Below are 23,044 nucleotides of genomic sequence, written 5' to 3' on the forward strand. Positions count from 1 at the left end.
GTGCGACAGGCGGGAGCCGGATTTCCGGGCGCCAGTTACAGTAATCCATAGATATTTGGAGGAAGCAATGCGGGATGCCACCACGAGCGGCGCCAAGGCTGCCCTGTACGACGCGTTCGCGGCCAGCGGCAAGGCGCTGGCCAGCGGAAAGCGGCTGGAGCTGCTCGATCTGCTCGCCCAGGGCGAGCGCACGGTGGATGCGCTCGCGAAGGCCGCCGGGCTGAACCTGACGACCGCGTCCGCCCATCTGCAGACGCTCAAGCAGGCCGGTTTCGTCTCCACCCGCCGCGAGGGCGTCCGGATCCACTACCGGCTCGCCGGTGACGACGTCGCCCGGCTGTTCGCGCTGCTGCGCAAGGTCGCCGACCGCCACCAGACCGCCGTCCCCGCGGCCCGGGACGCCTATCTGGGTGAGGACGGAGCCGCCGAGGTCGGCCATGAAGAGCTGCTGGACCGGGTCGCCGCCGGCAACGTGGTGGTGCTCGACGTACGACCGGAGGAGGAGTACCTGGCCGGACACATCCCCGGCGCGATCTGCATCCCCGTCGCCGACCTGTCCGACCGGATCGGCGAGCTGCCCGAGGAGACCGAGGTCGTCGTCTACTGCCGCGGCGAGTACTGCGCACTCGCCTACGACGCCGCACGACTGCTGGCCGAGCACGGACGCCGGGCGATCCGGCTCAACGACGGCATGCTCGAATGGCGCCTGGCCGACCTGCCCGTACACGCCGGGGAGAGGGGGTGAACTTCCCACGCCGGACCGTATCGAGCCGTACTCGGGCCGCGCCTGAGCGGCCTTCCGCACCGCACAGCGGCGCAGCTCAACGTGCGGTTGGCGCAGCCGCCCCGCGGTGCCTGACATTGACGGCCGAAGCCTTGGCCAGCGCCACGGGGTTCAAAAATCGCAGCGGACCGATCAGGCGGGATGCGAAAAGATGCATGTGCCGGGCCACCGACTCATCGCGCGCTGCCGCCGAGAACATCAGCCGCTCCAAGGGATTGAACGGGCGGGCCTTGGCGAAGTCGGCGGCCAGGTACTGGTGGCCTCGCAGCCGGCGCCGGTGTCTGCGTGCGTACGCCGCAAGCGGGCTGTCGAGGTCGCCCCGACCGGTTGCGGCCGAGGCGACTGCCTCGGCCAGCCACTGCGCGGACTCCAGGGCCCACCCGCATCCCACTCCCCACAGGGGATCGCAGGTCAGGGCGGCGTCGCCGATGAGCGCGACGCCCGGTGCGGTCGGCTCGCGGCTGATCAGCGGGTAGTTGACCATGCCGATGATCTTCGTGATGCGTTCGGCGGAGTCGATGGGCGGCGCCTCGGGGAGGGCGCGTACGAACTCGAGGAAGCTGCCCTCCAGGTCCTCCCGAAAAGCCGGCAGCCGCTTCTTGTCCGGGAGCACCGCGATGACCGTCACCCCGTCGTCGTTCGGAAGCGCGTACGCCATGTCGGGCTCGAGGAACCAGGTGTGACCGATCCCGCCGTGCAGCGGAAGGTTGCGGAAGTGGGCGAGATAGCTGAACCGCGCGTTCTCGTACAGCCGGGCAGGAACCCCGGCGCACTTCGCCACGGCCGAGTCCTTGCCATCGGCGCCGACCACCAGGCGGGCCCGGATCTCGTGCTCACCCTGCGGGGTCGACGCGCGCACCCCCGAGGTTCGCCCGGCTTCCCGGACCAGCCCGGTCACATGACGGCCGAGGAGCAGATCGACGCCAGGGGTCTGCGCCGCACGGGACCTGATCAACGGGTCGAGGGTGCTGCGCCGAATGTTGTACGCGTACGGCAGCCCGGGGCCCGTCGGCGCGGCCCTCGGCTCGATCCATCCCCAGCGGGTGTACCAGCGGGCCTCGTTGCGGACGGCTCCCGCCTTCTCGAGAGCGGGGACGAGGCCGAGTTCGTCCAGCACCGGGTAGGCGTTGGCCGTGAGGGAGTGGGTGCACAGCACTTTGTACGCCTCGGGGTCCGAGCGGCGTTCCAGCAGCGCGACGCGGACACCGCGTCGAGCGAGCAGGATCGCCGCGGCGCTGCCGGCGAGGCCGGCTCCGCTGATGACGACGTCGTAGTCGTAGCCCGCACTCTCAGGCCTGGTCATGTGCTGGTCGCTCCCTTCGGGGTGTGGTGGCGTTCTGCCCCGCATCTCCGGGGCGGGCCCGGCCCGTCAGGGCACGGCGACGGCCGTGTCCGTGCGGTCCCGGTGTGCGGAGACCGTGGCCGGGGCTGCCGCCGCCCCCAACAGGAGCAGCGACAGCGCGGCGCCGACGAGAGGCCGACTGTCGATTGCCATGCGCATTGTTGTGATCTCAGGCTCAACTGGCAATGAAATAAGGAGGATTGGCTCGCCGTCAGGTCAGATAGCGGGACTTCAGGTGGTTCCGGGTCGAGGGTGTGATGCCCACGCGGTCGGCGAGGTAGCCGGCCGTCGAGCCGTACCGCGCCGACAGGTCGGCGAGGACCAGGGACAGGACGACCGCGGGTGCACGCCCGTACGACGGCCAGCGCATGGTGCGGTCCGGGTTGGCGGCGCGCCAGTCGGCCAGGAGCCGCTCGGTGGCCAGCTCGGTCAGGGCGAAGTCGGCCAGGATGTCCTCCTCGGACACCCCGAGGAGGGTCAGGACGAGGGCGGCGATGAGACCGGTGCGGTCCTTGCCCGAGGTGCAGTGGAACACCGCCGGCCCCGGCCCGGTGGCGATCAGCTCGATCACCTGCCGGATCTCCTCGACCCCGTCCTCCGCGACCTCCGCGAACCGGTCGGCCAGGTATCGCCAGGGGTCGACGGCGGGGTCGATGGCGGCCTGGTCGTACGGCCGGTGCTCGATGCTGAGGTTGGCGTACGTGAAGCGGCCGGGCTCGGGGATCCGGCCCTTGGCCTCGATCTCCCACGGGTAGCGCAGGTCGATGACCGTACGTATGCCCAGGGTGAGGAAGCGGTCCCAGTCGGGGCCCGCCTCCTCACCCCCGAGCTTGCCCAGCGAGTCGGCGCGGTAGAGCGCGCCCCAAGCGACTGTACGGCCGTCGGCGCCGCGGTAGCCGCCCAGATCGCGGAAGTTGTGCAGGCGGTCGAAGGTGATGTGGCGGCGGTGTTCCGGCGAGTGCGGCAATTGTTCGGTCAACTGGGGCTCCTTGGGCGGTTGTTGCTGTTGCGACCAAGGATGCCTTGTGGCCGGCCAGTCGGCCCGGTTCAGCGTTTGCGGGCGAGGGTGAGGCCGTCCGCGATGGGCAGGAGGACGGACTCGACCCGGGCGTCGGCGCGCACGTGCGCGTTGAACTCCCGGATCGCCAGGGCGTTTCCGGTGGCATCGGGGCGGGCCGCGTCGCCGCCGTAGAGGACGTTGTCGGCGAGGAGCAGCCCGCCCGGCCGCATCCGGGGCACGAGCTCGTCCCAGTAGGTGCGGTAGCCGCCCTTGTCGGCGTCCAGGAAGGCCAGGTCGATCTCCGCCTCGTACGGCAGGGCGCCGAGCGTGTCGGCGGCCGGCGCGAGCCGCAGGTCGATGCGGTCGGCGACGCCGGCCGCCTGCCAGGCCTCCCGGGCGATCGCCGTCCACTCCTCCGAGATGTCGCAGGTCACCACGCGCCCGCCGGGGGCCAGGCCCTCGGCGAGGGCGAGGGTGGAGTAGCCGGTGAAGGTGCCGACCTCGACGATGCGGCGGGCGCCGGTGATCCGGGCGAGGAGGGTGAGGAGGCACGCCTGCTCGTGCGGGACCTGCATGACGGCCACGTCGCCGAGCTCGCGCGTGCGGGCGGCCAGCTGCTGCTGGACGGGCGTCGGCGGGTCGGTCTGGGCGAGCAGGTACGCGTACACCTCCGGGGTGATCGGCACCGACTTGGCCGTACCGGCGGTCCTGTCCATGTCCTGCGCCCCCTTCGCGGGAGGACGGGGCCCCGCGCCGCCGTCCGGGGTGGTCAACGACCGCGTTCGGCTGCGGAAACGGTGGAGCCTGTCGTTCGGCCGCCCGGTAGCGGGTGGAGAGACGCGTACCGCAGGGGCGCGGCGCCGACGGGACCGCCTTGCGGGTCGGCACGTCGGCGACGGCCTCCGTCCGCGGCCGGGTGGGCGTACGGGTCCGCGGCCGGGTGTGGGTACGGGTCCTGCCTGCGCCGGCCCCGCGCCGCCGGTCGGCGGACGCGGGAACGCCACCGCCCTCAGGTTCCCGCCACGGGCGGCCCGGTCGACCGCCGGGCCGCCCGGGTACGGCAGCCCGAAGGGGAGTTGGCCGGGAGCCGGCCGAGGGCCGGCCGGGCGGTTGTGAGGACGGCCACACGCCGATGCGGAACTCCCGCTGCGGCCGCCCCCGTCGAACAGGAGGCGGAATCGGGAATCGGGGCAGGTAGCCGGGCAGGAGTCACAGTCACATGAGCACCACAGGGCGCAGTCGGCGGGGTATCGGCCGCCGGCTGCTCATCGTCGCGTGCTGCGCGGTGCTGGCGGGCGTCGCCGCGTACGCGTGGCAGCTGCGCGGCATCGTGGCGAACTCGGCGGCGGGCGACCGGGGCCGCGGAACATACCTCCAGGACCCGGAGACCGCCGACCGCACGGCCTCGGCCGTCCTGGACGGGATCGTACGGGAGACCGAGGCCGATCCAGGGCTGCGGGCGCGGCAGGCCGCCCCGCGACGCGCCACGAACTGGCGGTCCGGCGGCTGGCGGCCCTCCGACCCGCTGGTGGCGCGGCCCGCCGTCGGCGAGCCCACGGTCGGGGCGCTGTTCTCCCCCGGCAACGACGGGGACCCCGACCACCACTGCTCGGGCGTCGTGGTCCACTCCCCGGCCGGCGACCTGGTCGCCACCGCCGCACACTGCGTGTACCGGGCCGCCCTCGGCTTCCGCACCAACCTCGCCTTCGTGCCCGGCTACCGGGACGGGCAGGCCCCGTACGGGGTGTGGGTGCCCACCCGGATCGACGTCGACCCGCGCTGGACCGAGGACCAGGACCCGGATTACGACGTGGCCTTCCTGCGGCTGCGGCGGCCGGGGCGGCCGGGCGAGGAGCTGGAGGACGTCACGGGGGCGGAGACGCTCCGGTTCGATGCCGAACTGCCCGCACCGGCACGGCTCGTGGGCTACCCGAACACCGCCGAGCAGCCGCTGGAGTGCTTCAACACCGCCCGCCCCGAGGGGCCCACGCAGCTGCGGCTGGATTGCGCGGACGTACCCAACGGCACGAGCGGCGGTCCGATGCTGACCGACGGGCACACCCTGATCGGGGTGATCGGCGGCCGGGACGGAGGCGGGGACGAGAAGACCTCGTACAGCAGCCGGTTCGGCGACGGCGTCCGCGCGCTGTACGAGCGGGCCACCACGGGCCCGGCGAACCCGGGCCGCCGACAGGCCGCGCCACCCCCGGCCCAGGCGCCGGCCCCGGCCCCCCACTGACCCTCCCGCCCGCGGCCCCCACGCCGCGACCCGGCACCGCCGTCCGCCCCTGCCCGCCTGTCCCTTCACCCGTCGGCGGTCCGGTCCGCCGGGACCGGCGAGGCCGGCGCCTCGCGGCACCGCCTTGGATGACGCATGGCCGGCGGCTGCTGGGTGGTTGTCCGCATCGTCGTCGTCCATGGCACCGAGTGTCCCCGCCCGGCCCGCCCCGCCCCGGTCCCCGCCGGGGGCGCCTCGGCGCAACCCGGGGGCGGTCGGACTCGCGGACGGCTCACGGCGCGGCCGCGCAGCTCACGGCACCGCACCGGCGCCGAGCCGCTGCCCCGCCCCCAGCATGTCCATGTGCTCCGGCATCGGCTCCGGCGGGGTCTCCAGGCCCGGCAGGAGCCAGGGGTGGAACGGGGCCAGTGCGGCGAGGGCCAGGAAGGCGGCGCCGACCGCGAGGGAGAACACCGGGCCGAGCCGCCACAGCTTCTCCACGAAGATCACCACGGCGAGGGCGGCCATCGCCAGGACGTTCATGACGCCCAGCGGGATCAGGACGATCATCAGGCCCCAGCAGCAGCCGACGCAGTACAGGCCGTGGTGGAGCCCGACCCGCAGGTCACGGGCCCGGGTGCGGAAGCCCGCGTACCGGACGAGGTGGGCCATGGGGCTGCGGCAGTGCCGCAGGCAGACGTCCTTCAGCGGGCCGATCTGCTGCAGCCCGGCCAGCAGGAACGCCCCGGCGCCGATCCAGCGACCGGTGTCGGGATGCTCCTCCACCGCGCTGCCGGTCAGCACGAGGATCCCGTACGTGAGCAGCCCGAACGCCGTCCAGGCCAGCAGGTAGCCGCCGACGAACTCGGTCAGCCGCGCCGCGCGGGCCGCGCCCGCCGACCCGCGGCCGATGGACCGGGCCCAGGTGACCGCCACGGGCGCCACGGACGGGAACATCATGGCGATCATCATGATCACCCACAGCAGCAGGAACAGCGGCAGACCCATGCCCATGGTGCCCGGCTCGACCCCCATGCCCCGGGTCTGGCCCAGCACCAGGACCCAGGCGAGCAGCGCGAGCACGACCATCAGGGACCAGGCGACGGCGAGCTCCCGCGCAGGCAGGAGGTTCGCCGGCCTCAGCGGTGGCGAGAGGGCTCTGCGGTCGAGGCGGCGCACGCTTCCAGCACAGCACAGGCGTCGTCCCGGCGCGCGGTGCGGGGCTCGTCCTGCCCGGCTCCCGCGGCCCGCCTCCGGTGACGTGCGGCGCGGGCGGCCGTATGGCCCGCCGCCGGGCGGAGGGGGAGAATTTGAGGTGGGGACTTGTAGACCTGTGCTCAGGGGCGGCGAGGAGGCACGAGGAGGCGGCGAGATGTCCGCGGAAACGGTGACGGTCCCGAAGTGGCACGCGGTGGGCGACTGGTTCGACACGTGCAGGTGCCATGTGCCCTGTCCCTGCACGTTCGCGCAGCTGCCGACGTACGGCGCCTGCGACGGCGTCCTGGCCTGGCACATCCGTGAGGGGCGGTACGGGGACACGTCCCTGGACGGCCTCAACGTGCTGATGCTCGGCTCCTTCGTCGGCAACTTGTGGGCCGCGCACTCCAACGCCTACGCCGCGGTCTTCTTCGACGAGCGCGCCGACGACGGCCAGCGCGAGGCACTCCAGATGATCTTCAGCGGCAAGGCCGGCGGGTGGCCCGCCCGGCTGGGGGAGACGCTCGGCGCGGAGATGCGGGGCATGGACTTCGCCCCCATCGAGATGGAGGTCGCCGAGGACCTCAGCGGCTGGTGGGCGTCCGTCCCGGGCCGGGTCGAGGCCCGCGGCGAGGCGCTCACCGGACCCACCACCCCCGAGGGCGCGCGGGTCCAGTCGACGAACATGCCGGGCTGTGAGACGGGGCCGGGGCAGGTCGTGACCTGGGGCCGGGCGACGGCCAACCGCGCCGACGCCTTCGGGTTCGAGTGGAGCCGGCCCGGGCAGTCCAGCAAGTACATCCCGTTCGACTGGGCCGGACCGGACGAGGTCGAACACGCCGCCTGAGGCGGCCGCCCGGGCGCACGCCACGGCCCGCCGCGCTCAGCCGCGGGCGAGGGACTCGTACGCCACGGACGTGAGCTTCTCGGATGCGGTCCACAGCCGCCGCGCGGACTCGTCGTCCAGGGTCCACTTCGCCCGCCAGGAGGGGACCGGCGCCCCGCGCCAGCCCAGCCGCGGCCCGAAGAAGTCGTCGGGCCGGACCCCCGGCGCGGTGGCCGCGTACAGCGTCGGCAGCGCCCCCGCCGCCGCGGGCTGGGCGATGACGGCGTTGCCGAGTTCCATCAGCCGGGCCAGGGCCCGGCGGGCGCCCCCGTCCTCCGGGCCCTGTCGTGCGGCGCCCGCCTGCAGGTTGGTGGCGGCGTACCCGGGGTGGGCGCTCGCGGCGACGATGGTGGAGCCCGCGGCCGCCAGGCGCCGGGCCAGTTCGCGGGTGAAGAGCAGGTTGGCGGTCTTGGAGCGGCCGTACGCGGTCCAGCGCCGGTAGCGGTGCTCGCTGTTGAGGTCGTCGTGGTCGACGTCGCCGAGGGCGTGGAAGCCGCTGGAGACGTTCACGATCCGGGCTCCGGGCGCCGCGTCGAGCAGCCGCGGCAGGAGCAGGCCGGTCAGGGCGAAGTGGCCGAGGTGGTTGACCCCGAACTGGGTCTCGAAGCCGTCCGCGGTCCGCCCGTACGGCAGGGCCATCACGCCCGCGTTGTTCACCAGCAGGTCCAGGGCCGGCCGGCGCCGCGCGTAGCCGTCCGCGAACTCCCGTACGGAGCCCAGGTCGGCCAGGTCCAGCCGGGCGAACTCCACCTCGGCGCCGGGGACTTCGGTGCGCAGCCGGATTGCGGCGGCATGGCCGCGGGCCGCGCTGCGGCAGGCCAGGACCACCTCCGCCCCGTGCCGTGCGAGCTCCCGGGCGGCCGCGTAGCCGATACCGCTGTTGGCGCCGGTGACGACGGCGGTGCGGCCGCTCTGGTCGGGGATGTTCCGGGCACTCCAGCCGGGCATGTCAGCTCCCTCGCTACCCTCACGACAGTGGGTTACCGAGGGTAGTCCGGTCGCTGCGCGGGGGTGGACCCGGGGTCGGCCCTCCCGGCCAGTAGGCTGCGGGTCCGTCCCCCTCCCCGGCGGGTCCGCCCGTCCCCTACGCCCCGAGGTACCGCGCAGTGAGCCCCGCACCGCCGCCCCCCATACCCGTATCGGTCGTCGGCCTCGGCGCCGACGGCTGGGCCGGACTCACCGCCGCCGCCCGCTCCGCCCTCGCCGCCGCCGAGGTGCTGATCGGCGGGCCCCGGCAGCTGGACCTGCTGCCCGCCGCGGACTGCCGCGGCGAGCGGGTGGCCTGGCCGAGCCCGCTGCGGCCGGCGGTGCCGAAGCTGATGGCGGAGCACGCCGGCCGCCGGATCGCCGTGCTCGCCAGCGGCGACCCCATGTTCTACGGGATCGGCCGCGCCCTCTCGCAGGAACTCGGGCCCGAGGCGCTGCTGGTCCACCCGCACCCCTCGTCGGTGTCGTACGCCTGCGCCCGCCTGGGCTGGCCGGTGGAGGAGACCGAGGTCGTCACGGTGGTCGGCCGCCCCGTGGCCCGGCTCGCGGCCGCCCTGTACGAGGGGCGGCGGGTGCTGGTGCTCAGCGCGGGAGCAGCGACCCCGGGCGAGATCGCCGCTCTCCTTCGTGAGCAGGGCTTCGGCCCGAGCCGGATGCGGGTGCTGGAGCAGCTCGGCTCCGAGCGCGAGGACGCGTACGAGGGCCGGGCCGACAGCTGGGACCACCCGCCCGGCGACCCGCTGAACGTGGTGGCCGTCGACTGCCGCCGCGATCCGGCCGCGCCCGGCCCGCGGCTCGGCGCGACCCCGGGGCTGCCCGACACCGCGTACGAGCACGACGGCCAGCTCACCAAGCGCCACGTACGGGCCGCGACCCTGTGCGCCCTCGCCCCGGCCCCCGGCGAGCTGCTGTGGGACATCGGCGGCGGCTCCGGCTCCATCGGCATCGAGTGGATGCGCACGCACCCGTCCTGCCGGGCGGTGGCGGTGGAGCGCGTCCCGGAGCGGGCCGCCCGCATCACCCGCAACGCGGCCGCGCTCGGCGTGCCCGGGCTGAAGGTGGTCACCGGCTCCGCCCCCGCGGCGCTGGCCGGACTCCCGGCCCCCGACGCGGTGTTCATCGGCGGCGGACTGACCGCGCCCGGCCTGCTGGACGCCGCCTGGACGGCCCTGGCCCCCGGCGGCCGGCTGGTGGTCAACACCGTCACGCTCGAATCGGAGGCGGTCCTGACCGAGCGCTACCAGCGGCACGGCGGCGACCTGGTGAAACTGGCCGTCGCGCACGCGGTGCCGGTCGGCGGCTTCACGGGCTGGCGGCAGGCGATGCCGGTCACCCAGTGGACCGTCACCAAGCCCCGGGACCTGCCCGCGGACGACGGCACCCCGGCCGAAGCCCCCTCCGCCACTCCGGCCGCCCACACCCACTCGAACGAGAAGGACCATCAGATATGACCGTGTACTTCATCGGCGCGGGCCCCGGCGCCGCCGACCTGATCACGGTGCGCGGTGCCCGGACGCTGGCCGCCGCCCCGGTCTGCCTGTACGCGGGCAGCCTCGTCCCGCGCGAGCTGCTGGCGCAGTGCCCGCCCGGCGCCCGCCTGGTCGACACCGCGCAGCTGAACCTCGACGAGATCATCACCGAATGCGTACGGGCCCACGAGGCGGGCCAGGACGTGGCGCGGCTCCACTCGGGCGACCCGTCCATCTTCAGCGCGGTCGCCGAGCAGATGCGGCGGCTCGACGCGGCCGGCATCCCGTACGAGGTGGTGCCCGGCGTGCCCGCGTTCGCCGCCGCGGCGGCCTCGCTGAAGCGGGAGCTGACCGTCCCCACCGTCGGCCAGACCGTGATCCTGACCCGGATCGCCCAGCAGGCCACCCCGATGCCGCCCGGCGAGGACCTGGCCACCCTGGGCCGCAGCGGCGCGCTCCTGGTGCTGCACCTGGCCACGCGCTACGTGGACCGCGTCGTCGACGAACTGCTGCCGCACTACGGGGCCGACTGCCCGGTGGCGGTGGTGGCCATGGCCAGCCGCCCCGACGAGCTGGTCCTGCGGGGCACGCTGGCCGACATCGCCGGCCAGGTGAAGGAGGCGGGCCTGGTGCGCACCGCGGTCATCGTGGTGGGCCGTACGCTCGGCGCCGAGCAGTTCCGCGACAGCCACCTGTACTCCCCCGAACGCGACCGGCATGTCTGCTGAACCGCCCGCCGGGCCGCACGTCCTCATCCTGGGCGGCACCACGGAGGCCCGGCGCCTCGCGGAGGCGCTGGCCGCCGAACCCGCCCCGCCCGTACGCCCGTTCCGGGTGACCACCTCGCTGGCCGGGCGGGTCGCCGCGCCCGTGCTCCCGCCGGGCGGGGTCCGCATCGGCGGGTTCGGCGGGCCGGAGGGCCTCGCGGCCTGGATCGCCGACCACCGGGTCACCCACCTGGTGGACGCCACCCACCCCTTCGCGGAGCGGATGAGCTTCAACGCGGCCCGGGCGGCGGCCCTTTCGGGGATCCCGCTGCTGGCGCTGCGCCGCCCCGGCTGGACCCCGGGACCCGGCGACGACTGGACCTTCGCATCGGACCTCGAGGAGGCGGCGGCCCTCCTCCCCGGGCTCGGGGCCGGCCGGGTCTTCCTCACCACGGGCCGCATGGGGCTGCACACCTTCGCCCACCTGACCGAGCCGTGGTTCCTCGTGCGCTCCGTGGACCCCCCGGCCGGGCCGGTGCCGCCGCGCCTCGAAGTGCTGCTGGCCCGCGGCCCGTTCACCCTCGACGACGAGCGGGAGCTCCTGTCCCGGCACCGGATCGACGCCCTGGTCACCAAGGACAGCGGCGGCTCGGCCACCGCCCCCAAGCTGACCGCGGCTCGCGAGGCCGGCATCCCGGTCCTCGTCGTCCGCCGCCCCCCGATCCCCGAGGGCGTCCCGGCGGTCGGCACCGCGACGGCCGCGGCCGCCTGGCTGTACGAACACGCGACGCACGGCTGAGGGCTCCGGCACGGCGACGGAGCGGCCGGCGGCCCCCGGCCGGCCCCGCGCTCAACCCAGCCGACCTGTTCGCCATCGCCCACCAATCCCCGTCAGCCGCCGAGCAATGAGCAGCACGTAGCGATCCGGTGCGTCTACAGCCGGTCATCCGCAGGTCGGGACCGCCCAGGTGCCCGGTGAAGCCTCAGACCCGGCCGCGAGAGGAAGCGTTGGGGCACGCGACCGGTCCCCAACCGCCACCCACCCGGCCGGATCCGGGGAGACGGGAAGGGGCAAGGGAACGAAGGCCGCCGCATCTGCGATGCCGCGCCCCTGAACACGACCCTCCCGGCCGTTCCTCGGGGGCTTCCCGGCTGTCTGTTGGCATTCCGGGGCGGGTCGGTCGGTCAAGGGTGGCCGAAGGCCATCGCGAAGCGACGCGACGACGAAGGAGGAGCGCCCTTGACGGGCCGGCCCGAACCGGAAGGACAATGGGCGGCCGGGAAACCCCCGGACACCAACCGACCCCGCCCGACACAGCCCCCGCTCCCGCCCTCCCCCCTCGTCCGGCCGCTCAGGAGTAGCGGCGCGGGGTCCACGTGACGGACGAGCCGTCCGGCCGCTCCGTGACCTGCGTCTGCGAGGAGCCGATCAGCAGGATCGTGCGCATGTCGACCTCTGAGGGCTCCAGCGTGCCGAGCGTGACGATGCGGACGGACTGCTCCGGGCCGCCCACGTCGCGGGCGACGACCACCGGGGTCTGCGGGGAGCGCAGCTCCAGCAGCAGCTCCCGCGCCTTGGCGACCTGCCAGTTCCGGCTGCGCGAGCCCGGGTTGTACAGGGCGAGCACCAGGTCGGCCGCGGCGGCCGCGCGCAGCCGCTCCGCGATGACCTCCCACGGCTTGAGCCGGTCGGACAGGGAGACGGTGGCGTAGTCGTGGCCGAGCGGGGCCCCGGCCGCGGCGGCCGCCGCGTTGGCCGCGGTCACGCCCGGCAGGACCCGTACGGGCACGTCCTTGTACTCGGGCTGGGCGGCGACCTCCAGGACGGCGGTGGCCATGGCGAAGACGCCCGGGTCGCCGCCGGAGACCACGGCGACCCGCTTGCCGCGCCGGGCCAGGTCGAGCGCGAACTCGGCGCGCTCCGACTCGACCTTGTTGTCGGAGCCGTGCCGGATCTGTCCCGGCCGGTCGGGGACGCGGTCCAGGTACGTGGTGTAGCCGATCAGGACCTCGGCGTCGGACAGCGCCCGGCGCGTCTCGGGGGTGAGCCACAGCGGCCCGGCCGGCCCGGTGCCGACGACGGCGACCTCGCCGGGCCCGGACGGCACGCTGCCCGGGTTGCCGACCCGGCTGGGCACGACGGCGACGGCGAAGTACGGGACCGTGTCGGGGTCGGTGTCCGCGAGGACGCCGGTCCGCTCCCCCTCCATCGTGGCGCGCTCGACGTAGCGGGCCTCGGCCAGGCGGCCGCTGCCCTCCATCGCGCGGCGCACGGCCGGGAAGGTACGGCCGAGCTTCATGACGACCGCGGAGTCGGTGGCGGCGAGGCGGGCGGTGAGCTCCTCCTCGGGCAGGGTGCCGGGGAGGATGGTGAGCACCTCCTCGCCCTCCACGAGCGGGGTGCCCAGGCGGGCGGCTGCCGCACTGACCGAGGTGACGCCGGGGATGACCTCGGCCTCGTAGCGGTCGGCGAGCCGCTTGTGCATGTGCATGTACGAGCCGTAGAAGAGCGGGTCGCCCTCGGCGAGGACCGCGACGGTCCGGCCGGCGTCCAGGTGCGCGGCCAGGCGGGCGGCGGAGGCCTCGTAGAACTCCTCCATCGCGCCCTGGTAGCCGCCGGGGTGGTCGGTGGTCTCGGTGGTGACCGGGTAGACCAGCGGCTCCTCGATGTGGTCCGCGCGCAGGTGGCGGGCGGCGATCGAGCGGGCGATGGAACGGCCGTGGCGGGCGCTGTGGTAGGCGACGACGTCGGCCTCGCCGATCACCTCGACGGCCCGCAGGGTCATCAGGGACGGGTCGCCGGGGCCGAGGCCCACCCCGTACAGACGGCCCTTGGCCGGTGCGCCGTCGCCGGCGCCGGAGCCGACGACGTCGGCTCCGGTGCCAGTGGCGATGCTGGCGGTGCTGGTGGTGCCGGTGGTGCCGGTGGTGCCGGTGGTGCTCATTCTTCCTCGCTCGCGATCGCGTTGAGGGCGGCGGCCGCGATGGCGCTGCCGCCGCGCCGGCCGCGGACGACGAGGTGGTCGAGACCGGAGGGGTGGGCGGCCAGGGCGTCCTTGGACTCGGCGGCGCCGATGAAGCCGACGGGCACACCGATGACGGCGGCGGGGCGCGGGGCGCCCTCCTCGATCATCTCGAGCAGCCGGAACAGGGCGGTCGGCGCGTTGCCGACGGCGACCACGGAGCCCTCCAACAGGCCGCGGTCGCGCCACACTTCGAGGGCGGCGGCGCTGCGGGTGGTGCCCATGCGCCGGGCGAGGGCGGGGACGGCCGGGTCGGAGAGGGTGCAGATCACCTCGTTGTCGGCGGGCAGCCGCTTGCGGGTGACGCCGCTGGCGACCATCTGCACGTCGCAGAGGATGGGCGCGCCCGCGTGCAGGGCGGCGCGGGCGCGCAGGACGACGTCCGGCGTGTAGCCGAGGTCCTGGGGCAGGTCGGTCATTCCGCAGGCGTGAATCATGCGTACCGCGACCTGCGCGACGGAGGCGGGCAGCCCGGAGAGGTCCGCCTCGGCGCGGATCGTGGCAAAGGACTGGCGGTAGATCTCCGCGCCGTCCTTCTCGTACTCGAACACTGTGTACTCGCTCATTTCTTCGCTGCGTCGTCGTGGGAGGTGGTGCGGCGTGCGGACGCGAGGGCCGCGGCCAGGTGGTCGGAAGTCTCGATGCCGCGGTGCGGCGGGCCGCCGGCGACGGAGAGGTCGTAGCCGGCGGGAGTGGCGACGAGGTCGACCCACGCGGTGCCGCGGGGGTGCCCGCAGCGCCGGTCGCAGCCGGACCAGTGCACGGGCAGCGGTCCGGTCGCGCGGGCCGCTACGGCGCGGGCGTCGGCGCGGACGTCGGCCAGGGACTTGGCGCAACCGGGGCGCCCCGTGCAGGCGGTGACGGAGCGCCAGGGGTCGTCGGGGGCGGTGACGAGCCCGGCGTCGGCGAGTGCGGCCAGCGCCTCGGGGGCCCGGGCGGCGGGCAGGCCGGGGACGACGATCCCGCGCCAGGGCGTGAGCCGCATACGGCCGGTCAGCCCGGCCAGCAACCGCCACTGAGCGGTGGTCAGCCGCCCGAGGGGCGCGAGCACACTGAGCGCGACGGCCCCGCCGGGCCCGTCGACGACCCCGGGCTCGGGCCCCGGCCCGTCGGGCCCGTACGGGCGAGCGGCGGGCACGGCAGGTCCAGCCGGGTCCTGCGGGCGGGACGCGGGCACGGCGGAGCCGCCCGGGGTCCGCCGACGCTCCTCCTGCGGGGCCGCAGCGGTGTCGGCTGTGACCGGTGCGGACACGGACACGGACACGGCCGCGGACACGGGCACGGCGGTGGCCGCGATGCCGGCGGCCTCCAGCCGGGCCGCCAACCGGGCGGCGCTCAGGGCATGTTCGGCGGGCAGTTCGGCGGCCCGCCAGGCGCGTGTGCCGGACGCGCGGGCCGCGTCGAGGAAGTACCGGGCGGCGGCCACCGCGGCGCGCGGCACCTCGACCGCGGCCACAAGCACCGCCTGCGCCGCACCGCTGAACTCCGGACCGCCGGACACCGACGAGTTGATCCTCCCGGGCCCGGACACCAGGCCATCGGCCGCGTCGCCGAACGCCGAACCACCGGCCACCGCACCACCCGCCGCCGCGTCGCCGGATACCGAACCACCAGACGCCACGCCTCCGGAAGCAACGCTTCCAGCCCCCGCGCCACCGGACACTGTTCCGCCCGACACCACACCGTCGGCCGGCCCGGCGCCGGCAGCCGCTCGGCGGGCGGTGGGTGCGGCCGGGGCGGTCTGCGCGGTCGCGACGTACAGGAGGGCGTGTTCGGTGCCGCGGGCGACGACGGTGACATCCGCGTCCAGCGAGGCCACGTCGCCCCGGCCGTCGTCGAGGGCGAACAGGAAGCGCCCGGACAGGGCGGCCGCGTCCGGGTCGGCGCACAGCAGCCGGTCCAGCTCGGCCACCCACGGGGCCACGTCGGGGCGCGCCGGCAGGTCCAGGCCGGTCAGCGGCGAGGCAACGATGTTGCGGACCCGCTCGTGGGTGGGCGCGGGCAGCAGCCCGGCCCGGTCCAGCACCCCGGCCAGTTCGCCGCCGCAGCCGGCGCCGAGCCCGCGGAGCTGCGCGTTGCCGCGCGAGGTGAGGTCGATGTGCCCGTCGCCGAGCCGGTCGGCAGCGTCGGCGAGCAGCAGGGCCGCGTCCTCGCCGAGCATCCCGCCGGGGATCCGCACCCGGGCCAGGTACCCGTCGTCGGCCGCGTGGAGGCGCAGTGCGCCGGGACAGGCGTCACCGCGCTCCCGTATGACGGGTTCGTCCCGTGCTGCGGGGGCGGAGGGGGCTGTGGGCATGGCGGCGAGCATACCCACGAATCCCGGCCCCCGGCCTGTGGCCGTCACCACCCCCGACCTGCGGCCGCCACCACCCTCGACCCGCGGCCGTCGCCGACCCGGCCCCGCACCGTCGCCCGTCCGCGGACCCATCTCCGGCCGCTGCCCCGCCACATGCCCGCCGCGCCCCTCCCGCCCCGTGCCCGTGCCCCGCGCCCCCACTCCCGCGGTACGACCGCCGCACGCCCCGCCACACGAACACCGCATCCCCGGCCGCCATACGCCCCGCCCGCCGCACCAACACCGCACCCCCGGCCGCCGTACACCCCGCCCGCCGCACGCCCGCGGTGCGGAATCCGTGCGCCGCGCCGCGCGCCCCCGCCGTGCGCCCCCGCACCCCCGGTCACCAGGCACGTCCGTCCCACGGGGCTCCCTCGCCCCGGCCGTGGTCCGGCCGGGGACCCCTCACTCCCGGCCGGGGGCATCGGCACCTAAGATGACCTTCGGCGTGCCATTCGGCCCGCTCATCGCCGAGGACGGCGACATGGGAGGAAGCCCGGTGCGATTCCGGCGCGGTCCCGCCACTGTGAACCCGGCAGAGCAGCCGCCGACCGGGTGAGCCAGGAACTCCCGCCGTCCTCACTGCCCGGGGCGCGGAAACCCCGAGGAAGGCCTGCCGCCGCATGATCCTGCTGCTGTCGACGTCCGACACCGATCTGCTCAGCGCCCGAGCGGCCGCGGACGGCCCGGTGCCGTACCGGTTCGCGAACCCCTCCCGCCTTCCCCTCGACGACCTCCCCGGCCTCCTCGACGGCGTCGACCTGGTCGTCGTACGCCTCCTCGGCGGCCTGCGCGCCTGGCAGGACGGCCTGGACCTGCTGCTGGCCCCGGAGCAGACCCGCCCCGTCGTCGTCCTGACCGGCGAACAGGCCCCGGACGCGCAGCTGATGGAGGCGTCGACGGTCCCCATCGGCATCGCGGCCGAGGCGCACGCCTACCTGGCGCACGGCGGCCCCGCCAACCTGGAGCAGCTGGCCCGCTTCCTGTCCGACACCGTCCTGCTGACCGGGCACGGCTTCGAGCCGCCCGCCGCCGCCCCCACCTGGGGTGCCCTCGAGCGCCCGGAACCGGCGGCCGCGGACGGCCCGCGGATCGCGGTGCTCTACTACCGCGCCCACCAGATGAGCGGCAATACGGGCTTCGTGCACGCCCTGTGCGATGCGATCGAGGCGGCGGGCGGCTCCCCGATGCCGCTGTACGTGTCCTCCCTGCGCACCCCGGAGCCGGAGCTGCTGACCGCGCTGGAGGGGGCCGACGCGGTCATCACCACCGTGCTCGCGGCCGGCGGCACCCGCCCCGCGACCGCCTCCGCCGGCGGTGACGACGAGTCCTGGGACGCGGGCGCGCTCGCCCGCCTGGGCGTGCCGGTCCTCCAGGCCCTGTGCCTGACCGGTTCGCGCAGCGCCTGGGAGGAGAACGACGAGGGCCTGTCGCCGCTCGACGCCGCGACGCAGGTCGCCGTGCCCGAGTTCGACGGCCGCCTCATCACCGTCCCGTTCTCCTTCAAGGAGTTCGACGAGGACGGCCTGCCCGCGTATGTGGCGGACCCCGAGCGTGCCGCCCGGGTCGCCGGGATCGCCCTGCGTCACGCCCGGCTGCGGCACATCGCCCGCGCCGACAAGAAGATCGCGCTGGTCCTCTCCGCCTACCCGACCAAGCACTCGCGGATCGGCAACGCGGTCGGCCTCGACACCCCGGCCAGCGCGATGGTGCTGCTGCGCGCCCTCCTCGACGCCGGCTACGACTTCGGCCCCGCCGAGGGGATCCCCGGCCTGGTCTCCGGTGACGGCGACGAGCTGATCCGCGCCCTGATCGAGGCCGGCGGCCACGACCAGGACTGGCTGACCGAGGAGCAGCTCGCCCGCAACCCGGTCCGCATCCCGGCCGCCGACTACCGGCGGTGGTTCGCCGAGCTGCCGGCCGAGCTGCGCGAGCAGGTCGAGGAGCACTGGGGTCCGGCGCCCGGTGAGATGTTCGTGGACCGTTCGCAGAACCCGGAGGGCGACATCGTCCTGGCGGCGCTGCGCCGCGGGAACCTGCTGATCCTGATCCAGCCGCCGCGCGGGTTCGGCGAGAACCCGATCGCGATCTACCACGACCCGGACCTGCCGCCCTCCCACCACTACCTGGCCGCGTACCGGTGGATCCAGGCCCGCGCCGAGGACGGCGGTTTCGGCGCCGACGCGATGATCCACCTGGGCAAGCACGGCAACCTGGAGTGGCTGCCGGGCAAGAACGCCGGCCTGTCGGCGGCGTGCGCGCCCGATGCCGCGCTCGGCGACCTCCCGCTCGTCTACCCGTTCCTGGTCAACGACCCGGGCGAGGGCACCCAGGCCAAGCGCCGCGTGCACGCCACCCTGGTCGACCACCTGGTGCCGCCGATGGCGCGTGCGGAGTCGTACGGCGACATCGCGCGCCTGGAGCAGCACCTGGACGAGTACGCCCAGATCAGCTCCATGGACCCGGCGAAGCTGCCGGCGATCCGCGCGCAGATCTGGACGCTGATCCAGGCGGCGAAGCTCGACCACGACCTCGGTCTGGAGGAGCGCCCGGACGACGACGGCTTCGACGACTTCCTGCTGCACGTCGACGGCTGGCTGTGCGAGGTGAAGGACGCCCAGATCCGCGACGGCCTGCACGTCCTGGGCGGCGCCCCGACCGGCGAGGCCCGCGTCAACCTGGTCCTGGCGATCCTGCGCGCCCGCCAGATCTGGGGCGGTACGACGGCCCTGCCCGGTCTGCGCGAGGCCCTCGGCCTGGACGAGTCCGCGGCCACCCGTACGACAGCCGACGAGGCGGAGGAGACGGCCCGGGCGCTGGTGCAGGCGATGGAGGACGCCGGCTGGGACCCGGCCGCGGTGGCCTCGGTCGCCGCGGGCCGCTCGGCGGACGTGGCGGCCGTACTGGACTTCGCGGCCCGCGAGGTGGTGCCGCGGCTCGGCGGCACGACGGACGAGATCGCCCACGTGGTGGCGGCCCTCGACGGCCGGTTCGTCCCGGCGGGCCCGTCCGGCTCCCCGCTGCGCGGCCTGGTGAACGTGCTGCCGACCGGCCGCAACTTCTACTCGGTGGACCCGAAGGCCGTCCCGTCCCGCCTGGCGTGGGAGACCGGGCAGGCGCTGGCCGACTCGCTGCTCACGCGCTACCGCACGGACAACGGCGAGTGGCCGGCCTCCGTCGGCCTGTCGCTGTGGGGGACGAGCGCGATGCGCACGGCGGGTGACGACGTGGCGGAGGCGCTGGCCCTGCTGGGCGTCCGCCCGGTGTGGGACGAGGCCTCGCGGCGTGTGACCGGCCTGGAGCCGATCCCGCTCGACGAGCTGGGCCGCCCCCGCATCGACGTGACCCTGCGCATCTCGGGCTTCTTCCGGGACGCCTTCCCGCACGTGATCGGGCTGCTGGACGACGCGGTGCGGCTGGTGGCCGGGCTGGACGAGCCGGCGGAGCAGAACTTCGTCCGGGCCCACGCCCAGGCGGACCTGGCCGAACACGGCGACGAGCGGCGCGCGACCACCCGTATCTTCGGCTCGCGTCCGGGCACGTACGGGGCGGGCATCCTCCAGCTGATCGACTCCCGCGACTGGCGTACGGACGCCGACCTCGCGGAGGTCTACACGGTGTGGGGCGGCTACGCGTACGGCCGCGGCCTGGAGGGCCGGCCGGCCCGGGAGGAGATGGAGTCGGCGTACCGGCGCATCACGGTCGCGGCGAAGAACACCGACACCCGCGAGCACGACATCGCGGACTCGGACGACTACTTCCAGTACCACGGCGGCATGGTGGCCACGGTCCGCGCGCTGCGCGGCACCGCGCCGGAGGCGTACATCGGCGACTCGACCCGCCCGGAGACGGTGCGCACGCGCACCCTGGTGGAGGAGACCTCCCGCGTCTTCCGCGCCCGCGTGGTCAACCCGAAGTGGATCGAGGCGATGCGCCGCCACGGCTACAAGGGCGCCTTCGAGCTGGCGGCGACGGTGGACTACCTGTTCGGCTACGACGCCACGACGGGCGTGGTCGCGGACTGGATGTACGACAAGCTGACCGAGACGTACGTCCTGGACCCGGAGAACCGCGCCTTCCTGGAGGAGGCCAACCCGTGGGCCCTGCACGGCATCGCGGAGCGGCTGCTGGAGGCGGAGTCCCGCGGCATGTGGGAGAAGCCGGACCCGCAGATCCTGGAGGCCCTGCGCCAGGTCTACCTGGACACGGAGGGCAACCTGGAGGCGGACGCGGAGTAACCGCTGCCCGCACCCCGGTCCGGACACGGCGCCCGGCCCGCCCCCGTGGTGGGCGGGCGCCGTGCGCCTGCTCCGCCCACGCTCGCCGCGGCGGCGATTCACATCGCCGGAAGCCGCCGGCGGCAGGGCGGACCCCCGGCGAGGAGACCGCCCGGCTGCTGCGGGCGGCGGCCCGCCCGACCCCGCTCTACGGGGTCACCGGCCGGGGCCCGTCCAGTCGGCCGGGACGTGGCCGAGCCGGACGCGCTGGGGGTGGTCGCCGACGGGGACGGACACCCGCTTCGTGCCGGTGGCGAAGTCGATGGCGGTGACCCGGTCGGAGCCGCTCTCGGAGATCACGCAGCCGGTGCCGTCGCCGTCGACGGTGGCCCAGTACGGCTTGTCGGCGGGGACCAGCGGCCCCTCGGCGAGGGTGGCCCGGTCCACGACGGTGGCGTAGTCGTCCATGGTGCCCGCGATGCACAGCTTGGTGCCGTCGGGGCTCATCGACATGCCGTGGTGGCGGGAGTCGTTGACCCAGGTGGTGCGGTCGCTGCTGGTGGCGGGGTTCTGCGGGAGGGTCTTGACGCGGGTGACCCGGTCGGCGGCGAGGTCGTACTCGACGAACCCGTTGAAGAACGACACCTGGAAGTAGAGCGTGGACTCGTCGGGGCTCAGGGACATCGGCCGCACCGCGTCGGAGAGGTCCGAGCGCCCGAAGGCGTTCAGCCGGTCCCGCATGTCGATGGTGCGGACCGTGCGGAAGGTCTGCGCGTCGGCCACCGTGATCTTGCGGTCGCCCTTCGTCCAGTCCAGCCAGGGGGCGTCCAGGGCGGAGGTCACGTCGCCGATGGAGCTGTTCCACAGGAACCGGCCGTCGCGGGTGAAGGTGTTCTCGTGCGGCTTGTCGCCGGTGGCGAAGGAGCCGACCTGGCGGCCGGTCGCGATGTCGAGGACGTGCACGGTGTTCGCGGTGGACGCGGAGACGGCGACCCGGGTGCCGTCGGGCGAGACGGCCATGTGGTCGGAACGGTATCCGGCGACCGGGAAGCGCCAGTTGATCCGGCCGGTGCGCAGGTCGAGGGAGACGACGTCGGCGAAGCTGGGGCGGGAGACGACCACGGCGGAGCCGTCCGGGGTGGTGTACATGTCGTCGACGAACTGGTCGTGGCCCTCGCCGGCGGTGTGCCGGATCCCGAGGAAGAAGCCCAGCTTGATCGGGTTGAGGTAGATCTCCCGGAGGCGTTCCTCCTTGTCGGGGACCACGTTGATCCGGCCGATGCGCTCCAGGGTGCCGGTGGAGGCGAGGACGTCGGCGGTGCCCTCCCAGTTGTTGCCCACGAACAGCACCTCGCGCAGGCCCGGGGAGGAGGCGGCGGAGGCGACGGCGGAGGCCGGGGGCGCGGCGGCGGTCGCGGACGCCGAGGCGGCCGGTGTCGCAGCACCCGCCGCGAGGGCGGCCGCGGCCAGCGCGCACCCGGCGAGGAGCGTGCGGCGCACCGGCGTGCGGGCAGGGCGGTTCGTCCGGGACATACGCTCAACTCCGTTGCAGGCAGGCGCTGTTACCGGCGGGTAAAATAGAGGGGACGGCGAAAGGGCGCAAGCCCTGTGGCTGCGCCCGTTTCCTCACGCCTGCGGGTCACCGACCCGGCGGCCGTCCCTTCGGATCCGGTGGCCGCCCCGTCAAGCCACCGAGCCGATCCTGCCGACCACCGCGTCCGAGGTGTCGGGGTGGATCGGGATGTGCCCGCCGGTCAGGGCCGCCCCGGAGCCGCCGCGCCGGTTGGCGACGATCTCGGCCGCGATGGACAGCGCGGTCTCCTCCGGGGAGCGGGCGCCGAGGTCCAGGCCGATCGGGGAGCGCAGGCGGGCCAGTTCGAGCTCGGTCACGCCGACGTCGCGCAGGCGCCGGTTGCGGTCCTCGTGGGTGCGGCGCGAGCCCATGGCGCCGACGTAGGCGACGGGCAGCCGCAGGGCCAGCTGCAGCAGCGGGACGTCGAACTTGGCGTCGTGCGTGAGCACGCACAGCACGGTCCGGCCGTCGACCTCGGTGGTCTCCAGGTAGCGGTGCGGCCAGTCCACGACGATCTCGTCCGCCTCGGGGAAACGCTTCTTCGTCGCGAACACGGGCCGCGCGTCGCACAGCGTCACGCGGTAGCCGAGGAACTTGCCGATCCGCACCAGGGCGGCGGCGAAGTCGATGGCACCGAAGACGATCATCCGCGGCGGCGGGACGCTGGACTCGACCAGGACCTTCAGCGGCTCCCCGCAGAGCCGGCCGTCGGCGCCGATCTCGAGCACTCCGGTCCGGCCGGCGTCGAGCATGGCGCGCGCCTCCTCGGCGACGGTGCGGTCCAGTTCGGGGTGGCCGCCGAGGCCGCCCTCGAAGCCGCCGTCGCCGCGGACCAGTACGGCGCGGCCCTTGAGCTCGTCCGGGCCCTCCGCGATCCGGGCGACGGCCGCCGCCTCGCCGCGGGAGGCCGCGGCCAGCGCGGCGGCGAACACCTCGCGGCCCGGCGAGCCGACGGGGACCGGGGTGACGAGGATGTCGATGATGCCGCCGCAGGTCAGGCCGACGGCGAAGGCGTCGTCGTCGCTGTAGCCGAAGCGCTCCTGGACGGTCTCGCCGTCCTCCAGCGCCTGGCGGCACAGCTCGTACACCGCGCCCTCCACGCATCCGCCGGAAACCGAGCCGATGGCCGTGCCCTCGCTGTCGACGGCGAGGGCCGCTCCGGGCTGCCGGGGTGCGCTGCCTCCGACCGCCACGACCGTGGCGACGGCGAAGTCACGTCCCTGCTCGACCCACCGGTTCAGTTCTTCGGCGATGTCCAGCATGTGCGGCCTCCTCGGAGGTTCGGGTTCCAGTATCGGATGCGTGG

At 74.8% G+C, this 23,044-nt stretch carries 18 protein-coding genes and 1 riboswitch; of the genes, 7 read left to right on the plus strand and 11 right to left on the minus strand.

Translation table 11 applies throughout. The annotated features are described in order from the left end of the window. Window positions 1–67 precede the first annotated feature (67 nt). Window positions 68–745: an ArsR/SmtB family transcription factor gene (locus AC068A_RS08205; protein WP_478582379.1), complete on the plus strand. Its 678-nt coding sequence runs from the start codon at window positions 68–70 to the stop codon at window positions 743–745. A 76-nt stretch (window positions 746–821) separates the two neighbouring features. Here the strand turns inward: AC068A_RS08205 and AC068A_RS08210 are convergent, their stop codons facing one another. From AC068A_RS08210 to AC068A_RS08225, 4 genes are all read right to left on the minus strand, one after another. Next, window positions 822–2,087 (minus strand): NAD(P)/FAD-dependent oxidoreductase, encoded by a 1,266-nt coding sequence (locus AC068A_RS08210; protein WP_478582382.1) that lies wholly within the window; start codon window positions 2,085–2,087, stop codon window positions 822–824. A gap of 66 nt (window positions 2,088–2,153) precedes the next feature. Continuing rightward, entirely contained in the window at window positions 2,154–2,279 is a 126-nt protein-coding gene (locus AC068A_RS08215; protein WP_478582385.1) for a hypothetical protein, read from the minus strand. A 58-nt stretch (window positions 2,280–2,337) separates the two neighbouring features. Beyond that, a complete protein-coding gene (locus AC068A_RS08220) occupies window positions 2,338–3,105 on the minus strand; it encodes a tyrosine-protein phosphatase (protein WP_478582388.1) in 768 nt (255 codons plus the stop codon). Between the two features lie 68 nt (window positions 3,106–3,173). Further along, window positions 3,174–3,842, minus strand: a complete 669-nt coding sequence (locus tag AC068A_RS08225; protein ID WP_478582391.1) for an O-methyltransferase — start codon at window positions 3,840–3,842, stop codon at window positions 3,174–3,176. Between the two features lie 503 nt (window positions 3,843–4,345). Between AC068A_RS08225 and AC068A_RS08230 the strand changes: the two genes are divergently transcribed. Then, window positions 4,346–5,365 carry a trypsin-like serine peptidase gene (locus tag AC068A_RS08230; RefSeq protein ID WP_478582394.1) on the plus strand — a complete coding sequence of 340 codons (1,020 nt, stop codon included), beginning with the start codon at window positions 4,346–4,348 and terminating at the stop codon, window positions 5,363–5,365. 291 nt (window positions 5,366–5,656) lie between these two features. Here AC068A_RS08230 and AC068A_RS08235 read toward each other — a convergent pair whose 3' ends face one another. Then, window positions 5,657–6,523: a DUF2182 domain-containing protein gene (locus tag AC068A_RS08235; protein WP_478582397.1), complete on the minus strand. Its 867-nt coding sequence runs from the start codon at window positions 6,521–6,523 to the stop codon at window positions 5,657–5,659. Window positions 6,524–6,716: 193 nt separating this feature from the next. On the opposite strand from AC068A_RS08235, the gene AC068A_RS08240 reads away from it, so the two are divergent. Beyond that, window positions 6,717–7,388 carry a DUF1326 domain-containing protein gene (locus AC068A_RS08240; protein WP_478582400.1) on the plus strand — a complete coding sequence of 224 codons (672 nt, stop codon included), beginning with the start codon at window positions 6,717–6,719 and terminating at the stop codon, window positions 7,386–7,388. A gap of 36 nt (window positions 7,389–7,424) precedes the next feature. Here AC068A_RS08240 and AC068A_RS08245 read toward each other — a convergent pair whose 3' ends face one another. Further along, window positions 7,425–8,375: an oxidoreductase gene (locus AC068A_RS08245; protein ID WP_478582403.1), complete on the minus strand. Its 951-nt coding sequence runs from the start codon at window positions 8,373–8,375 to the stop codon at window positions 7,425–7,427. Between the two features lie 158 nt (window positions 8,376–8,533). On the opposite strand from AC068A_RS08245, the gene cbiE reads away from it, so the two are divergent. The 3 genes from cbiE to AC068A_RS08260 are packed head-to-tail and all read left to right on the plus strand — an operon-like array spanning window position 8,534 to window position 11,389. Next, a complete protein-coding gene (cbiE, locus tag AC068A_RS08250; protein ID WP_478582405.1) occupies window positions 8,534–9,865 on the plus strand; it encodes a precorrin-6y C5,15-methyltransferase (decarboxylating) subunit CbiE in 1,332 nt (443 codons plus the stop codon). Next, window positions 9,862–10,611, plus strand: a complete 750-nt coding sequence (gene cobM / locus AC068A_RS08255; protein ID WP_478582408.1) for a precorrin-4 C(11)-methyltransferase — start codon at window positions 9,862–9,864, stop codon at window positions 10,609–10,611. Before cbiE ends, cobM begins: the two co-directional genes overlap by 4 nt. Beyond that, a complete protein-coding gene (locus tag AC068A_RS08260) occupies window positions 10,601–11,389 on the plus strand; it encodes a cobalt-precorrin-6A reductase (protein WP_478582411.1) in 789 nt (262 codons plus the stop codon). Before cobM ends, AC068A_RS08260 begins: the two co-directional genes overlap by 11 nt. A gap of 553 nt (window positions 11,390–11,942) precedes the next feature. Here the strand turns inward: AC068A_RS08260 and cobJ are convergent. From cobJ to AC068A_RS08275, 3 genes are all read right to left on the minus strand, one after another. Beyond that, window positions 11,943–13,376 (minus strand): precorrin-3B C(17)-methyltransferase, encoded by a 1,434-nt coding sequence (gene cobJ / locus AC068A_RS08265; RefSeq protein ID WP_478582783.1) that lies wholly within the window; start codon window positions 13,374–13,376, stop codon window positions 11,943–11,945. Between the two features lie 155 nt (window positions 13,377–13,531). Continuing rightward, window positions 13,532–14,179 carry a precorrin-8X methylmutase gene (locus AC068A_RS08270; RefSeq protein WP_478582414.1) on the minus strand — a complete coding sequence of 216 codons (648 nt, stop codon included), beginning with the start codon at window positions 14,177–14,179 and terminating at the stop codon, window positions 13,532–13,534. After that, entirely contained in the window at window positions 14,176–15,909 is a 1,734-nt protein-coding gene (locus tag AC068A_RS08275; protein ID WP_478582416.1) for a hypothetical protein, read from the minus strand. The genes AC068A_RS08270 and AC068A_RS08275 overlap by 4 nt, the downstream gene beginning before the upstream one ends. A 506-nt stretch (window positions 15,910–16,415) precedes the next feature. After that, window positions 16,416–16,518: riboswitch (cobalamin riboswitch) on the plus strand. Window positions 16,519–16,571: 53 nt separating this feature from the next. On the opposite strand from AC068A_RS08275, the gene cobN reads away from it, so the two are divergent. Continuing rightward, the gene (gene cobN / locus AC068A_RS08280; RefSeq protein ID WP_478582419.1) at window positions 16,572–20,186 is read left to right on the plus strand and encodes a cobaltochelatase subunit CobN; all 3,615 of its coding nucleotides are present in this window, start codon (window positions 16,572–16,574) and stop codon (window positions 20,184–20,186) included. A 195-nt stretch (window positions 20,187–20,381) separates the two neighbouring features. Here the strand turns inward: cobN and AC068A_RS08285 are convergent, their stop codons facing one another. Both AC068A_RS08285 and AC068A_RS08290 read right to left on the minus strand, forming a co-directional pair. Next, entirely contained in the window at window positions 20,382–21,698 is a 1,317-nt protein-coding gene (locus AC068A_RS08285; RefSeq protein ID WP_478582422.1) for a YncE family protein, read from the minus strand. Between the two features lie 150 nt (window positions 21,699–21,848). Continuing rightward, window positions 21,849–23,000 (minus strand): XdhC family protein, encoded by a 1,152-nt coding sequence (locus AC068A_RS08290; RefSeq protein ID WP_478582425.1) that lies wholly within the window; start codon window positions 22,998–23,000, stop codon window positions 21,849–21,851. Window positions 23,001–23,044 lie beyond the last annotated feature (44 nt).

Source organism: Streptomyces sp. NPDC043854 (assembly GCF_056436005.1).

Coding starts and splice junctions, on each gene's coding strand:
- AC068A_RS08210 (WP_478582382.1), bottom strand. CDS start 2,087: ATGACCAGGCCTGAGAGTGCGGGCTACGACTACGACGTCGTCATCAGC.
- AC068A_RS08240 (WP_478582400.1), top strand. CDS start 6,717: ATGTCCGCGGAAACGGTGACGGTCCCGAAGTGGCACGCGGTGGGCGAC.
- cobN (WP_478582419.1), top strand. CDS start 16,572: ATGATCCTGCTGCTGTCGACGTCCGACACCGATCTGCTCAGCGCCCGA.
- AC068A_RS08230 (WP_478582394.1), top strand. CDS start 4,346: ATGAGCACCACAGGGCGCAGTCGGCGGGGTATCGGCCGCCGGCTGCTC.
- AC068A_RS08225 (WP_478582391.1), bottom strand. CDS start 3,842: ATGGACAGGACCGCCGGTACGGCCAAGTCGGTGCCGATCACCCCGGAG.
- AC068A_RS08275 (WP_478582416.1), bottom strand. CDS start 15,909: ATGCCCACAGCCCCCTCCGCCCCCGCAGCACGGGACGAACCCGTCATA.
- AC068A_RS08285 (WP_478582422.1), bottom strand. CDS start 21,698: ATGTCCCGGACGAACCGCCCTGCCCGCACGCCGGTGCGCCGCACGCTC.
- AC068A_RS08205 (WP_478582379.1), top strand. CDS start 68: ATGCGGGATGCCACCACGAGCGGCGCCAAGGCTGCCCTGTACGACGCG.
- AC068A_RS08260 (WP_478582411.1), top strand. CDS start 10,601: ATGTCTGCTGAACCGCCCGCCGGGCCGCACGTCCTCATCCTGGGCGGC.
- cobM (WP_478582408.1), top strand. CDS start 9,862: ATGACCGTGTACTTCATCGGCGCGGGCCCCGGCGCCGCCGACCTGATC.
- cobJ (WP_478582783.1), bottom strand. CDS start 13,376: ATGACCCTGCGGGCCGTCGAGGTGATCGGCGAGGCCGACGTCGTCGCC.
- AC068A_RS08245 (WP_478582403.1), bottom strand. CDS start 8,375: ATGCCCGGCTGGAGTGCCCGGAACATCCCCGACCAGAGCGGCCGCACC.
- AC068A_RS08290 (WP_478582425.1), bottom strand. CDS start 23,000: ATGCTGGACATCGCCGAAGAACTGAACCGGTGGGTCGAGCAGGGACGT.
- AC068A_RS08270 (WP_478582414.1), bottom strand. CDS start 14,179: ATGAGCGAGTACACAGTGTTCGAGTACGAGAAGGACGGCGCGGAGATC.
- AC068A_RS08215 (WP_478582385.1), bottom strand. CDS start 2,279: ATGGCAATCGACAGTCGGCCTCTCGTCGGCGCCGCGCTGTCGCTGCTC.